At 73.6% G+C, this 14,431-nt stretch carries 11 protein-coding genes; 7 read left to right on the top strand and 4 right to left on the bottom strand.

Translation table 11 applies throughout. The features are described 5' to 3' along the window. The first annotated feature begins 104 nt into the window (after positions 1-104). From AMK13_RS45250 to AMK13_RS28295, 3 genes are all read left to right on the top strand, one after another. On the top strand, positions 105-506 hold the full coding sequence (locus AMK13_RS45250) for a cytochrome P450 (protein ID WP_074004625.1): 402 nt from the start codon (positions 105-107) through the stop codon (positions 504-506). Next, positions 437-1,141 (top strand): cytochrome P450, encoded by a 705-nt coding sequence (locus AMK13_RS28300; RefSeq protein ID WP_074004624.1) that lies wholly within the window; start codon positions 437-439, stop codon positions 1,139-1,141. The genes AMK13_RS45250 and AMK13_RS28300 overlap by 70 nt, the downstream gene beginning before the upstream one ends. Before the next feature lie 181 nt (positions 1,142-1,322). Next, a complete protein-coding gene (locus AMK13_RS28295) occupies positions 1,323-2,450 on the top strand; it encodes an NADH:flavin oxidoreductase (protein WP_074004623.1) in 1,128 nt (375 codons plus the stop codon). Between the two features lie 106 nt (positions 2,451-2,556). Here the strand turns inward: AMK13_RS28295 and AMK13_RS28290 are convergent, their stop codons facing one another. Both AMK13_RS28290 and AMK13_RS28285 read right to left on the bottom strand, forming a co-directional pair. Then, the gene (locus AMK13_RS28290) at positions 2,557-3,999 is read right to left on the bottom strand and encodes a carboxylesterase/lipase family protein (RefSeq protein WP_074004622.1); all 1,443 of its coding nucleotides are present in this window, start codon (positions 3,997-3,999) and stop codon (positions 2,557-2,559) included. 103 nt (positions 4,000-4,102) lie between these two features. Further along, entirely contained in the window at positions 4,103-5,065 is a 963-nt protein-coding gene (locus tag AMK13_RS28285) for an MBL fold metallo-hydrolase (RefSeq protein ID WP_074004621.1), read from the bottom strand. A 186-nt stretch (positions 5,066-5,251) separates the two neighbouring features. Here AMK13_RS28285 and AMK13_RS28280 point away from each other — a divergent pair, with 186 nt between their 5' ends. Beyond that, positions 5,252-6,196, top strand: a complete 945-nt coding sequence (locus tag AMK13_RS28280) for a helix-turn-helix domain-containing protein (RefSeq protein ID WP_079272536.1) — start codon at positions 5,252-5,254, stop codon at positions 6,194-6,196. 15 nt (positions 6,197-6,211) lie between these two features. On the opposite strand, the gene AMK13_RS28275 is transcribed toward AMK13_RS28280, so the two are convergent. Next, positions 6,212-6,415, bottom strand: a complete 204-nt coding sequence (locus tag AMK13_RS28275) for a cold-shock protein (protein ID WP_049649849.1) — start codon at positions 6,413-6,415, stop codon at positions 6,212-6,214. 517 nt (positions 6,416-6,932) lie between these two features. Here AMK13_RS28275 and AMK13_RS46475 point away from each other — a divergent pair. The 3 genes from AMK13_RS46475 to AMK13_RS28260 all read left to right on the top strand — a co-directional run bounded on the left by AMK13_RS46475 (position 6,933) and on the right by AMK13_RS28260 (position 9,893). Beyond that, on the top strand, positions 6,933-7,064 hold the full coding sequence (locus AMK13_RS46475; protein ID WP_375875341.1) for a hypothetical protein: 132 nt from the start codon (positions 6,933-6,935) through the stop codon (positions 7,062-7,064). A 378-nt stretch (positions 7,065-7,442) separates the two neighbouring features. Further along, positions 7,443-8,498 (top strand): YncE family protein, encoded by a 1,056-nt coding sequence (locus tag AMK13_RS28265; RefSeq protein WP_107418868.1) that lies wholly within the window; start codon positions 7,443-7,445, stop codon positions 8,496-8,498. Between the two features lie 204 nt (positions 8,499-8,702). Continuing rightward, positions 8,703-9,893, top strand: coding sequence for a CapA family protein (locus AMK13_RS28260; RefSeq protein ID WP_074004618.1), 1,191 nt, complete (start codon positions 8,703-8,705; stop codon positions 9,891-9,893). An 86-nt stretch (positions 9,894-9,979) separates the two neighbouring features. Here AMK13_RS28260 and AMK13_RS46070 read toward each other — a convergent pair whose 3' ends face one another. Continuing rightward, the gene (locus tag AMK13_RS46070; protein WP_074004617.1) at positions 9,980-14,104 is read right to left on the bottom strand and encodes a DUF7507 domain-containing protein; all 4,125 of its coding nucleotides are present in this window, start codon (positions 14,102-14,104) and stop codon (positions 9,980-9,982) included. Positions 14,105-14,431 lie beyond the last annotated feature (327 nt).

The raw sequence follows: 14,431 nt of genomic DNA, 5'->3' as shown, positions 1-14,431 counted from the left end.
GCCCCGTGCGCCGCGCAGTCCACCAGCGCGCCCCGGCGCGAAGGGTTCGCAGGAGGTGCACCGGGCCGCAGACTGTGTCCCGACCCCGCACCGGAGGAACGACGATGCCCACCGCCAGCCGTCCGCCGGCCCCTCCCGTCGCTCCCGGGCGGCTCCCGCTGATCGGCCACGCCCTGGAACTGTGGCGGCGTCCGCTGGAGTTCCTCGGCAGCCTCACCGCCTACGACCGGATCGTGGCCGCCCACCTCGGCCCGAAGCCGAGCTACGTACTGACCAGCCCGGAGCTGGTCCACCGCGTACTGGTCACCGACGCGGCGAGCTTCGCCAAGGGCCGCTCCTTCGACAAGCTCCGCCCCTACCTCGGGAACGGACTGGCCACCTCCCAGGGCCCCCTCCACCTCCCAGGGCCCCCTCCACCTCCGACAACACCGACGACATGGGCGAGCGGCCGGACCTGCTGTCGACGCTCCTCCAGGCCCGGGACGCCGACAGCGGCGAGGCCATGACCGACCGCCAGCTCCACGACGAACTCATCACCCTGCTGGTCGCCGGCACGGAGACCGCCGCAGGCGGGCTCGCCTGGCTCTTCCACGAGCTGGGCCGGCACCCGCTCGTCGACCAGCGGCTCCACCAGGAACTGCGGGACCACGTCGCCCTTCCCCTCGGCCCCGAGCGGCTGGCCCGGCTGGAGTACACGCGCCGCGTCGTCGACGAGGCGCTGCGCGTCCGCAACCCCGGCGGCATCACGATCCGCCGCGCGACCACCGACGTCGAACTCGGCGGCTACCGCCTCCCCCGAGGCACCGAGTTCATCTTCAGCGCCCTGATCCTCCACCGGAACCCTCGCTACTTCCCCCACCCCCTGCGGTTCGACCCCGACCACTGGCTGCCCGACCGGCCCCCCGTCCCGCGCGGCGCGTTCGTCCCCTTCGGCGCCGGCAGCCACCTGTGCATCGGCGAGTCCTTCGCCCGCACCGAGATGATGACCGTGGTCGCGGCTATCGCGGGCCGCTGGCGGCTGGCGCCCGTCCCGGGAGCGCGGGTACGGGGCGTCATGACCAGCACCAACCGTCCCGAGAACCTCCTGATGACGGCGGAACCGCGCACGGACCCGTCCGGGAACCGCCCGGCCGGGCCCTGACCGGTGCCGGGAGCCGTCGAGAGACCCCGTCCCGGGGCCCGCGGCGGACCGTGGCGCGGATCACAGCGGACTTCGCGCGGACGGTGAAATGCGGGAGCCGCCAAGGCGGTTGGCACGGGCGAACGATCACCGTCACCGCCCTGGCGCCCGCCACCGCCACCGCCGACCGCGAGGAATCCTCATGACCGTCACCGAGCCCGCCGCCTCCCGCGCGGCCGACCTCCTGTCCCGGCCCGTCACGATCAACGGGCTGACCGTGCCCAACCGGATCGTGATGGCGCCGATGACGCGCTCGTTCTCCCCGGGCGGCGTGCCCGGCGAGGACGTGCGCTCGTACTACGCCCGCCGCGCCGCCGCGGGCGTCGGCCTGATCGTCACCGAGGGGACGTACGTCGGCCACGAGTCCGCCGGCCAGAGCGACGCCATCCCGCGCTTCCACGGCGAGGAGCAGCTGGCCGGGTGGGCCCGCGTCGCCGAGGACGTCCACGCGGCGGGCGGCACCATCGTGCCGCAGCTCTGGCACATCGGCATGGCGCGCAAGCAGGGCGACCCGCCGTTCGCCGACGCCCCCGCCATCGGCCCGTCCGGCATACGGCTGGACGGCACCGAGGGAACGGGGCGGGCGATGACGCGGGCCGACCTCGACGCCGTCATCGGGGCGTTCGCCGAGGCCGCCGCGGCCGCCGAGCGGATCGGCTTCGACGGCGTCGAGCTGCACGGCGCCCACGGCTACCTGCTCGACCAGTTCCTGTGGGCCGGCACCAACCGCCGCACCGACGCCTACGGCGGCGACCCGGTCGCCCGGACGAGGTTCACCACCGAGCTCGTCGCCGCCGTACGCGAGGCCGTCTCCCCCGGTTTCCCGGTGATCTTCCGCTACTCGCAGTGGAAGCTGGAGAACTACGACGCCCGCCTCGCCGAGACCCCGCAGGAACTGGAGGCGATCCTCACCCCGCTCGCGGAGGCCGGCGTCGACGCCTTCCACGCCTCGACCCGCCGCTACTGGGTCCCCGAGTTCGACGACTCGGACCTCAACCTGGCCGGCTGGACCAGGAAGCTCACCGGCCGCCCCGCCATCACCGTCGGCTCGGTCGGCCTCGACGGCGACTTCATGCGCGCCTTCGCGGGCCAGGGCTCCGGGGTCCAGGGCCTCGACAACCTGCTCGACCGGCTGGAGCGCGACGAGTTCGACCTGGTCGCCGTCGGCCGCGCCCTCCTCCAGGACCCGCAGTGGGCCGCCAAGGTCCTCTCCGGCCGCTTCGCCGACCTGCTCCCGTACGACGCCGCCGCGAGCCGCACCCTGAGCTGACCGCCACGGGCCGACCGGGCCCGTACCGCTGCGCTCGCGGTGCGGGCCGGGCCCGGTCGGGTCGGCGGGCGGGCTGGCTACAGGTGGTCGGACCTCCGTGCCCCGCTCAGCCGCCGAGGGCCTCCGCCACGGGCTGCCGCGGGTCGTAGGCGGCCCAGCCCGGGTCCCCGGTCCCGGCGAAGGCGACCCAGGTGCCGTGCACCCGGGCGGCGAGTCCGGCCGGGGCGGGGTCGGGGCCGAGCAGGCCGGTGTCCCCGTGCAGCCAGGGCTCGTCGGCGAGGTCGAACACGAAGGGCAGCTCGACGGTGTGGGCGGCGCCGAGCCGCCCGTCCAGGGCCGTCGAGCGGTACCCGAACGAGTAGCGGTACGTGCGGCGGCCGCCCGAGATCCGGGCGTGGGCCTCCGCCATGCGCGTCGTCCCGGCCTCGAACAGGGCGTGCGCGAGCACGGCGGAGCGGAGTTCGCCCGGCGTGGCGCCCGGCCGCGCCGCCCGCAGGGCAGGGAGGACGGCCGCCGGATCCGCCAGCAGTCCGGCGGCGACGGCGTGGAGGCCGGCCTCCGTGGTGGACTCCAGCTCCCCCTCCGGCACGAGGTAGAGGTTCGCCTCCTCGGTGTTGGTGCCGATGAGCAGGTCGACATCGTGGGCCGGTCCGTCCGCGAGGGCGTCCGCGGGCTGGACCGGCAGGACGAGGCCGAGCGGGCTGAGCCCGACCAGCGGGTCGGTGGCGGTGTCCGTCCGCAGGTCGAGGCCGAGCAGCGCGGGCAGGACCGTCAGCAACCGCTCGTCCGGGATCGGGGAGAACGCCGCGGCGGTCGCTTCGACGCCCAGCGCGGCGGCCGCGACGGCGGTGACCCGCCCCGCCTGCTCCGGGGTGAACGCGCCGGTGCCGCTGCCGCTCTGCACGATCGCCCGCCGGAACAGCCCGTCGGCCTCCGGCGCCGCCAGCAGCGCGCAGACCAGCGTCGCGCCCGCGGACTCCCCGAAGACGGTGACGTTCCCCGGGTCGCCGCCGAACGCCGCGATCGTGTCCCGCACCCAGCCGAGTGCGGCGAGCACGTCGAGCAGCCCCCGGTTGGCCGGGGCGCCCGGCAGGTCGAGGAACCCGGGGATGCCGAGGCGGTAGTTCACCGTCACCAGGACGACGCCGTCGCGGGCGAACGCGCCGCCGTCGTAGAGGGCGGCGCGGTTCGAGCCGGTGATGAACCCGCCGCCGTGCACGAACACCATGACCGGGCGCCTGCCGCCGTCGGCCGCGGGCGTGTGGACGTCGACGGTCAGGTACTCCGCACCGGGCGCCCAGCCGGGCCCGAAGTAGGGGCTCACGTCGAGCCGGTCGAAGGCGCGGACCGGCTGCGGGGCCGTCGGCGAGGGCCGCGTGCCGTCGCGGACGCCGGACCAGCCCGGGTGCGGTACGGGCGGGGCGAAGCGGCCGGCGCCGGTCGGTGCCGCCGCGTACGGCAGGGCGCGGTAACGCTCGCCGGAGCCGTCCCGGACGCCGCGCACGGCTCCTGCCGGGGTTTCGACGACCGGATCTGCCTGTCGGGGCATGGGAAACGATTCCTCTCTGACGGTTCTGGAGCTCTCTGGCGGTGCTGGGGCCGACGTACCGGCGGAGCGGGCGCGTCGGCGGATCAGGCGGATGACCGGATCATCAGGAGATGCGGGAGAAGCCCGCCCACTCCCTGATCGCGAACTTCGACCCGTTGCGCGCGACCTCCACCGCGCCCCGGCCGCCGAAGTGCGCCGGGAAGAGCAGCGCACGGCGCTCGGCGGCCTGGCCGAGCAGCCGGTGCCGGGTGGCGCGGGACAGCGCCGGGTCCTCGCAGAAGCAGGAGTTGGTGTCCGGTTCGGCGATCTGGAACGGGCTGTGCACCAGGTCCCCGACGAACAGGGCCTGCTCACCGCCGGACTCCAGGGTGAGCACGGACGAGCCGGGGGTGTGCCCGGGCGCGAGGTCGAGCCGCAGGTTCCGGTCGATCCGGTACGTGCCCTCCCACAGCCGCGTCAGTCCCGCCCGGTGGACCGGCGCGACGCTGTCCTCGAAGACGTTCTGGTTCCCGCGGCCGAGCACGCTGCGGTGCCCGTTGGCCGGGTCCCAGAACTCGAAGTCCCGCCGGGTCATCAGGTACCGGGCGTTGGGGAAGGTCGGCACCCAGGTCCGGCCGTCGAGGCGGGTGTTCCAGCCGACGTGGTCGACGTGCAGGTGGGTGTTGACGACGAGGTCGACGTCCTCGGGCCGCACCCCGGCGGCGGCGAGGTTGTCGAGGTAGTCCGTGTCCAGGTGGTTCCAGACCGGCGCGTGGGGCCGGTCCTTGTGGTTGCCCGCCCCGGTGTCGACCAGGATCGTGCGCCCCTCGCTGCGCAGCAGCCAGGACTGGACCGCGGTACGGCACTCGTCCGTCGCCGGGTCCCAGAAGTCGGGCGCCAGCCAGTCGCGGTGCCGCTCCCACGAGCCGTCGTGGCCGTCGGGAGCGGCCGTGCTGTCCGGGCCGTCGGCGCCGTTCGGGCCGTCCGGGAAGAACCGGCCCGGGGACAGCCCGGCCGAGCCGTAGAACTCCTTGATCCGGGTGACGGTGACGTCACCGATGGTGATCTGCTCCGGGTTCCGCCGCATGGGCTCCCCTCCTCGGGTCCGGGGCACGCGGTCGACCGTCCGCCGACCGCTCCCGACCGTTTCCGGTCGGGACCGAGCCTGGCCCCTCCGAGCGGCACCGACCAGCCCCCGCTCGTCCTACCCCGGCCCGTCCTACCCCTCACAGGGTGTGGCTGGGACCGCTCCGGGCGCCGAATACTGGGGGGCATGAACGGACCCGGCCCGCTCGGCACCTTCCTCAGAGCCCGACGGACGCGGCTGCACCCCGAGGACGTCGGCCTGCGCGAACTCGGGCCCCGCCGTCGGGTGGCCGGGCTCCGGCGCGAGGAGGTGGCCCAGCTGGCGGGCGTCAGCGTCTCGTACTACACCCGGCTGGAGCAGGGCCTGTCCCGCGGGGCGTCGGCCGAGGTGCTCGACGCGATCGCCCGCGCGCTCCTGCTCGGCGACCACGAGCGCGAGCACCTCGACCGGCTCGCCGTCGCCGCCCGCCACACCCCCCGGGTGCGCCGACCGCGACCCGAGCGGCTGGCGGACGAGACCCGCGACCTGCTCCGCGCGGTCGACGGCGTCCCGGCCGTGGTGCTCGGCCGCCGTACGGACGTGCTGGCCTGGAACGCCCTCGGGCACGCCCTGCTGGCCGGCCACGTGGACTTCCACGGCCCGGACGACCCGGCGCGACGCCCGAACCTGAGCCGGATGCTGTTCCTGGACGGGCACACCCGGGAGCTGTACACGGACTGGCAGCACAAGGCGCGCACGGTGGTCGGCAGCCTGCGCGCCACCGTCGGCAGGCACCCCGAGGACCCGCTGCTGGCCGAGCTGATCGGCGAACTGACCATGAAGAGCCCGGAGTTCGTCGCGCTGTGGGGCGACCACCGGGTGGCGCCGTGCGACACCCGCTCCTACCGGCTGCACCACCCCGTCGTCGGCGCGCTCACCGTGACGCAGCAGATGCTGTCGATCGCCCGCTCACCCGATCAGGTGCTCGTCGTCTGCACCGCCCCCGCCGGCTCCCCCTCCGAGGCGGCCCTCGCCCTCCTCGCCCGGGCCGGCGTCGGCGGCGGGGTTCCGCGGAGCAGCGGTCCGCCCCGGAACGGCAAAGGGCCCGCACCGTGCGTGACGCACGGTGCGGGCCCCTGTCTGCCGGGCTAAAGCGCGGCAGGGAAATTACAGCGGGCGGATGTTCTCGGCCTGCGGGCCCTTCTGGCCCTGCGTGACGTCGAACTCGACCTTCTGACCCTCGAGCAGCTCGCGGAAGCCCTGGGCGACGATGTTCGAGTAGTGGGCGAACACGTCAGCGCCGCCGCCCTCCTGCTCGATGAAGCCGAAGCCCTTTTCCGCGTTGAACCACTTCACGGTGCCAGTAGCCATGAGAAATCTCCTTCGAGAGACTGTGCGAAGTCTGCACCATGCAGACATTCGAGTCGCCGCGATGAGAACCCGCCGGAAAGAGCCGGTAAAACAAAAAATGCGCCCGCAACAATAAGCAGGCGCACACAAAGTTCATGGGAACCACAACTGCAACTAAGAAGAGCTTAGCAGACTCCGGCCCGCCGGCGCGGATTTTCACTCGTCTATTTTTTTCCCGCCCTCCCGGGCACGACCGTCTCACCCCGAAAGCGACAGCAACGATCGATTCCCGCACCAGAGTTGGCGACACCGGACCCCGCGCCGCCCCGGTCATGATTTTTTCGCCACGCCCAGGGGGCGAGTCGCCCCGGGGACACCCGGCAACGGATTCACACCCTCCGGAACGGCCCGTTCCGTCGATTTTCGGAGCATACTGACCGGGATGAGGAAAACACCGGCAGTCCGACGCCCCCTGCCCACCAGCCCCTTCAAACCCCGGCCCGACGCACCGCCCAAGCTATTCGCGGTGGGCGACCGCGTGAGCCACGACAAGTATGGTCTCGGCCGCGTCCTCGCGGTGGAGGACGGAGCCTACGCGGCCGTCCTCGTCGACTTCGGCACCCGACAGGAGCGGATCGCCCCACCGTACGCCGCCTTGTTCACACTCTGACCGGCACACCCGCGGCCCTACCGTCACCGCTCCGGGGCGCATGCCGGAGCCCGATCGGCCGCTCACCTGGGTCCGGCCACCCGGCCGGACGCCAGGCGTTTCGTGATGCGTCGACGCGCCCGGCCCGCAGCCCGGTTCCGCACCACGCCCGGGCCATGCCCGCGCCCTGTCCGCACCGCACCCGCACCCGCGCCCGCACCCGTGACGCGGCCACCCGGCGGCCCCGGCCACCCGCACGGCCCCGCGGACGGCTTCGGATTTTGGACTAGACCAATACCGATCCGGTCAACTCCTCCACGCCCCGTCCACGCGCCCTCCCCTCCCCCGTAGCGTGTCCACGCCTCGCACAGCGCGAGGACACCGTCCGGGGAGATCTCCATGAACTCGCTTACGGGTACGGCTCGTTGGACCACCGCCCTCGCGGCATCAGTCACGCTCCTGTGCGCCGTGCCGGCCGGCGCCACGGCCGGCACCACCGGCACCGCCCACACCGCCGACACCGCCGTCGGCTGGCGGGCGCTCGGCATCGCCGTCAGCTCCGACGGCAACCGCGCCTACGTCGTCGCCGAGGACCACGTCGGCACCGGCTACCCCACCCTCCTGCGCACCGTCGACACCCGCACCCGCACGGTCGTGGCGCAGACCCTGCTCAGCCAGGACGGCACCGCCGGCCGGCCCGCCCTCAGCCCCGACGGCAACCGGATCTACGTCCTCGCCGCCGAGCAGCTGCTGGTCGTCGACCTCGCCACGAACACCGTGCTGTCCCGCACGCCCGTCGACCGCCCGCGCGCACTCGCCGTCAGCGCCGACGGCTCCCGGGTGTTCGTGACCCAGCAGGGCACCGCCGGCCCCGGCCGGGTGCTGGTCTTCGACACCTTCACCCGTTCCTTCACCGGCGCCGTCCCGCTGGGCGACCCCGACGTCGACGGGATCGCCCTCCACAACGGCGGCGCCGACGCCTACGTCGCCACCGGCGCGGGCGTCGTCCACCTCGACCTGACCTCTCCCGTCCCGACCGTCACCCGCACCGTCCAGCCGCTCGCCGCCGCGACCGAGGTCACCGCCTCCCCGGAGGGCACCCGCCTCTACGCCCTCGGCAGCCGGGCCGCCCAGGGCTCCGGCTACGAGCTCGACCCGTTCACCGACACGTCCCGCACCGCCTTCACCCTCGGTGGCCCGGCCACCTCCGCCGACACCCACCTGGTGGCGGTCTCCCCGGACGGCGGCCGCCTGTTCGTCCTCAAGGACGGCTGGAAGCCCTCCGCCACCGTGCTGGCCTACGACACCGCCACCAACACCGCCCTCCCGGCCGCCGACCTCACCGGCTTCGGCCTGGACGGCGTCGGCACCGCCGCCCTCGGCCCCGACGGCCACACCCTCTACCTGGCCGGTCCGCGCGGCGAAAGCAGCTACCTGAAGGCCGTCACCTTCTGACCCGCCCGCCGAGCGGGTGCGCGGCCCCGCGCCACCCCGCGCACCCGCCCGTCCACGCCCGTCCGCGCCCCTCCGCGCCCGTCCGTGCCCGCCGACGGGTCGGTGGCCCCGTCGGGTGATCCCAGGGCGCGGGTTCCACGGCGGCCCGTCCACGACTCGCATAGTCGGATTCGTCATACCCGCCGATCGTGGGACGAGCCGACCATGCGATTTGCCTGCCGAGAGATCCTCACAGCCGCCACCGCCCTGCTGCTCTCCCTCACCGGCTGCGGGTCACCGCAGGAACGGCAGCCCGCGCCGTCGACCCCCCGCGATCCGAGCTCCCCGGCCGCGCCCACCCCGGCGGGGCCGCGGGCGTTCACCCTCGTCGCGACCGGGGACGTCCTGCCGCACACGGAGATCATCCAGCAGGCCAGGGAGGACGCCGGGGGCAGCGGTTACGACTTCACCCGGATGCTCGCCGGGGTCAAACCCGTCATCAGCGCCGCCGACCTGGCCATCTGCCACATGGAGACGGTGTACGGCGCCGACGGCGGGCCGTTCACCGGCTACCCGTCGTTCATCTCGCCACCCCAGGTCGCCCAGGCGCTCAAGGACACCGGCTACACCTCCTGCGACACCGCCTCCAACCACACGCTCGACGGCGGCCCGGACGGCATCCGGCGCACGCTCGACGCCATGGACGCCGTCGGCCTGAAGCACACGGGCTCCGCGCGCAGCGCCGACGAGGCGGGCAGCCCCACGACGCTCACGGCGGGCGGCGCCACGGTGGCCCAGCTCGCCTACACCTACGGCACCAACGGCATCCCCCTGCCGAAGGACCGGCCCTGGGCGGTCAACCTCATCGACCGGGAGCGGATCCTCACCGACGCCCGGGCCGCCCGCGAGCGCGGCGCGGACATCGTGGTGGTGAGCCTCCACTGGGGCACCGAGTGGCAGGACACCCCGGACGAGCGGCAGCTCGCGCTCGCCCGCGACCTGGCCGCCGAGCAGAGCCCCGGCCGGCCCGACATCGACCTGGTCCTCGGCACCCACGCTCACATCCCGCAGGCCTACGAGAAGATCAACGACACCTGGACGGTCTACGGCATGGGCGACCAGCTCGCCGGCCACATGTTCAACCCCACCGGCGCGGAGGACCCCCGGGGGAACTGGAGCTCGATCGCCCGCTTCACCTTCTCCCCGCCGCCCGGGCCCGGGCAACGATGGACCGTCACCAAGGCCGAGTTCCTCCCGCAGCTGACCGACCTCGGCCCGCCCTACCGGGTCCTCGACCTGACCGAGGCCCTCCGCCACGCCCCGGACCGCGCCGACTACACCCGGGCCCTCGACCACATCCGGTCGGTCGTCCTGAGCCGCGACGGCGCCTCGGCCGGGCTCACCATGGCCCCCTGAAGGGACGGCGGGTCCGACGGTGACGGCGAAACGACGGCGCCCGCCCCGGAACGGGGCGGGCGCCGTGGCCTGCGGGACGGCCGTCGTCAGCGGCGGCGCCTTCTCACCGACAGGACCAGGGAGGTTCCGGCGAGCAGGATCAGTGCCGCGTACCCGAGCACGGACACGGTGGCCGTGCCGGACTGCGCGAGTTCGGGGTGGTGCGGCCCGGGGTGGTGCGGCCGGGGGTGGTGCGGCCGGGGGTGGTGCGGGCCGGGCTTCGGCGGAGTCGGCGGTGCGGGCGGGACGGCGCCGGTCGGCTCCACGGCCACCTGGGCGGTCGACTCGGGCGAGGTGACGGTCGCACCGCCGGGCGCGTGGCCGGAGGCGGTCGCGGTGTTCTCGATCAGGTTCTCCCGCAGGTCGTCCTCGGTGACGGTGTAGTCAGCGGTGCAGGTCACCTGCCCGCCGGGGAGCAGTCGGGCGGTGTCGGCCGGCGGGCAGTCGGGTGTCAGCGGGGTGCCGTGGCCGTCGAACGCGGTTTCGGTCACGGTCACGTCGGTGAGGGCGACGTTGCCGGTGTTGGTGGTGGTGAAGGTGTAGTGGACGGTGTCGCCCGCCTGGTGGACGACGGCCGGGGAAGCGGTCTTCACCAGGGTCAGGGCCGGGGTGGCCCGGGCCGGGAAGACGGCGGTGGCGGCTTCGGCGCGCACGGTCCGGCCGCCGGGGTCGGTGGCGCTCGCGGTGGCGGTGTTGGTGATCCGGCCGGCGTCGACGTCGGCCGCGGTGACGGTGTAGGTGGCGGTGCAGGCGATGGCGACGCCCGGGGCGACGGAGCCGGCCTCGGGCGGGCAGGAGGCGGTGGGCGGGGTGCCGTGGCCGTCGAACGCGGTCTCCTGGACGTCGAGTCCGGTGAGGGTGACGTTGCCGGTGTTGGTGGCGAGGAACCGGTAGGTCACCGTGGCGCCTTCGGCCAGCGGCGTGTCGGCGGGGCCCGCGGTCTTGGTGAGGGTGAGCGCGGGAGCGGCTGGTGCGGTGACGGTGGCGCGGGCCTCGGCGGAGACGGGGCTGTCGAACCCGGCGGGCGCCCGGCCGGTGGCGGTGGCGGCGTTGGTGATCCGGCCGGCGTCGATGTCGGCCTGGGTGGTGGTGTAGGCGGCGGTGCAGACCACGGAGCCGCCCGGTGCCAGGGTGAGCGCGGCGGCCGGGCAGTCGACCAGTGGCGCGCCGCCGGAGCCGGTGAACGCGGTCTCGTCGACGTGCACGTCGGTGAGGGGGACGCCACCGGTGTTGGTGACGGTGAAGGAGTAGGACACGGCGGTGCCGGCCCGGTCGACGGTGCCCGGGGTGACGCTCTTGGCGAGCGTGACGCCGGGCGCGGTGACGGTGCGCACGGTGGCGGTGGCCTCGTTGCTCACCGGGTCCGGTCCGGTGGCCGCGGTGGCCGTCGCGGTGGCGGTGTTGGTGATCGATCCGGCGGTCACGTCCTGCGCGGTGACGGTGTAGGTGGCCGTGCAGGTCGTGGTGGCGGCGGGGGCGAGGTCGGTGCTCCGGCAGATGGGGACGGGTTTGGTGCCGCTGCCCGTGAAGACGCTCTCGTCGACCGTCACGCCGGTGACCGGGACGGTGCCGGTGTTGGCGACCTCGTAGGTGTAGGTGACGGTGTCTCCGGTGGTCGCGGTGGCCCGGTCGACCTGCTTGCTGAGGCTCAGTTCGGCGTTGGTGCCCAGCGGGGTGGAGCTGACGACCCGCTGGTCGGCCTGCGGTCCGAGGCTGTCGATGACGGAGGGGTTGATCACCGTCGGGCCGGTGTAGTGCAGGCCGCCGGGCGGGGTCGGCGGCGGGTTCTCGGTGATGGTGCACCGCTGGCCGTCGTAGAAGGCGAGCGGCGCGGCGGTGGCGGCGGTCGCTCCGGCCGGGACGGTGACCGACCAGGTCTGCGGTTCCTGGGTACCGCAGGTGACCGTTCCGCTGAAGGTGAGCGGCGACGGCAGGCCGCCGGCGGGCAGGCCCGTGAGCTGCTTGACGACGGTGATGGTGGAGGCCGTGTTGAAGACCTGGAGCGAGACGGTGCTCTCGTTCGAGGCGGGGATGGCGTCGAGGAACGCGTCGGGGCCAGTGGAGGACCGGGCCGTCGCGGTGTTGGGGTAGGTGCCGGGGACCGGTCCGGCGGTGCCGGTGACGGTGATGGTGACGTAGTCCCCGCCGCCGCTGATCTGCGGGATCGTGGACGTCACGGTGCGGGTCGCCGGGTCGAACACCACCGGGCCGCACGCCGAGGCGGCGGAGTTCGCCACGCAGGTCGCCGAGCCGTACTCGAAGGCGGTGGCCGGGGGCAGCGGGTCGGAGAACTCCACCGACCTCGCCGTCTGCGGTGACGCGTTGGAGACCTTGATCGTGTAGGTGACGGCCTGCCCGGCCTGCACCGCGGCCGGCTCCACCGCCTTGTTGACGGCGATGTCCGCGCACGGAGCCGTCGCCGTGGTGGAGGCGGAGCTGTTGCCGGTGTTGACCAGCGGCGACGCGACGAAGAAGTCCGCGTTGTTGGCGACGATCGTCGCGGTGCTCGGGCAGGCCGCCAACGGGGTCGGGTCGGCCGGGTCCAGGGTCAGGACGACGGTCAGCCTGGCACCGGGCGGGAACGCGCCCACCGTGCCGGAGTAGACCGGCGCGTTGTAGGCGATCGTGGTGTCGGTGATGAACGACGGGCAGGACGCGCCTCCGGTGCCGTCGCAGGACACGATGTGCACGGCGTACGAGCGGAAGAGGGTCGTCGACGAACTGAGGTAGTCCCGGATCAAGGACCCGTCCGCCGGGTTCGGGCCCCTGTTCTCGTACGTGATCGTGTACGTGTTGGGCTTGCCCGGCAGGATCACCGTGTTCGCCTGCGTCTTGGTGACGGAGATGCTCGTCCGCGGACAGGGCTCGGGTGTCAGCCCGGTCGCGCTGGTCGTCGCCGTGTTGTTGCCGGTGTTGACCAGGGGGGAGACGGTGAACAGCTGTGCGGTGTTGCCGACGATGTCGGCCGTCGGATTGCTGCTGCACGTGGTGGGCGTACCCGACGGGTCGACCGTCATGACGATGGTCAGCTTGGCTCCGGGCGGGAACGCTCCCAACGCTCCGGAGTAGACCATCGTGTTGTTGCCGGCCGTGGTGTCCTGGACGAACGACGGGCAGCTCACCCCACCGGTGCCGTCACAGGACACGATGTGCACGGCGTAGGAGGTGAAGTACTGGTTCAACGAGGTCAGGTAGTCGCGGATGGTCGCGCCGTCCGCCGCGATCGGGCCGTTGTTCTGGTAGGTGACCGTGTACGTGTTGGGCATGCCCGGCAGGATCTGCGGGTTGCTCTGCGTCTTGGTGACGGAGATGTTCGTCTGCGGGCACTGGCCCGGGGTGAGGCCGGTCGCCGAGACGTACGCCTGGTTGGACAGGGTGTTGGTCACACCGTTCGGCGCGAAGATGTTGGCGGTGTTGCCGACGATGTCGGCGGTCTGTGACGAGGAGCATGCCGGCACCGGACCGGACGGGTCCACCGTCATCACCACCGTCAGCGTCGCGCCCGGCGGGAACGCACCGATCACGCCGGAGAAGATCATGGTGCTGTTGTTGGCCGTGGTGTCCGTGATGAACGACGGGCAGCTCGCACCGCCGGTGCCGTCGCAGGACACGATGTGCACGGCGTACGACGTGTACAGCGACTTCGACGCGCTCATGTAGTCGCGGATCGTCGAGCCGTCCGCCCAGCCCCTGCCCTCGTTGCCGAACGTCACCGTGTAGGTGTTCGGCTGGCCCGGCAGGATCGTGGTCGCCGACTGGGACTTGGTGACCCGCAGGCTCATCTGGTTGCTGATCGTCGTGCTGACCGAGCTGTCGTTGGAGCTCGGGTCCGAGTCCGTGGCCCCCGGCGGCGGGTCGATGTGGGAGGACGCCGTCACCGACGACGGCGAGGGGGCGCCGAAGCGGCCGGTCACGGTCAGCGTCAGCACCCCGAGGTGCGGCAGGCTCACCGCCGTGCCCGAGACCTGGCTGTCCGACACGGCCAGCGAGCCGGGGCAGGCGGCACCGGCGGCGGCCGAGCAGCTCGCCGCCACATGCGTCGCGGCGGCCGGCAGCGTCACGGTGAACGGCGCTCCGTCGGCCGCGGTCAGCGTGTTGTTGCTCATGGTCACCGTGTAGGTAAACTCCTGGCCCGCGTACCCGCTGGTCGGCCCGGCGATGTTGGTCGTCACGTCGACGACGTCCGCGGCGCGATCCGTCCGCGGTGCCACCGGCGCGGACGCGGGGGACACGGACGCGGACGGCACGGACGGAACCGCCTGCGGCACGGACGCCGGAGACGCGGACGCGGGAGACACGGCCGGAACGGTCGGCGGCACGGACGCGGGAGACACGGCCGCGGGCGACGCGGACGACGCGGACGGAACCGTCGGCGGCACGGACGCGGGCAACGCGGCCGGGACCGTCTGCGGCGAAGCCTGCGCAACCGGCGCGGGCGACGCGGCCCGGGCAGCCGCGGGTGTCCGGTCGGCCGGGCCCGGATCGGCCGCGGCCACCGG

Source organism: Streptomyces sp. CB02056 (assembly GCF_001905545.1).
Lineage (GTDB): Bacteria > Actinomycetota > Actinomycetes > Streptomycetales > Streptomycetaceae > Kitasatospora.
The sequence above is the reverse complement of the archived record's forward strand: the minus strand, read 5'-3'. Positions and strand labels throughout refer to the sequence as shown.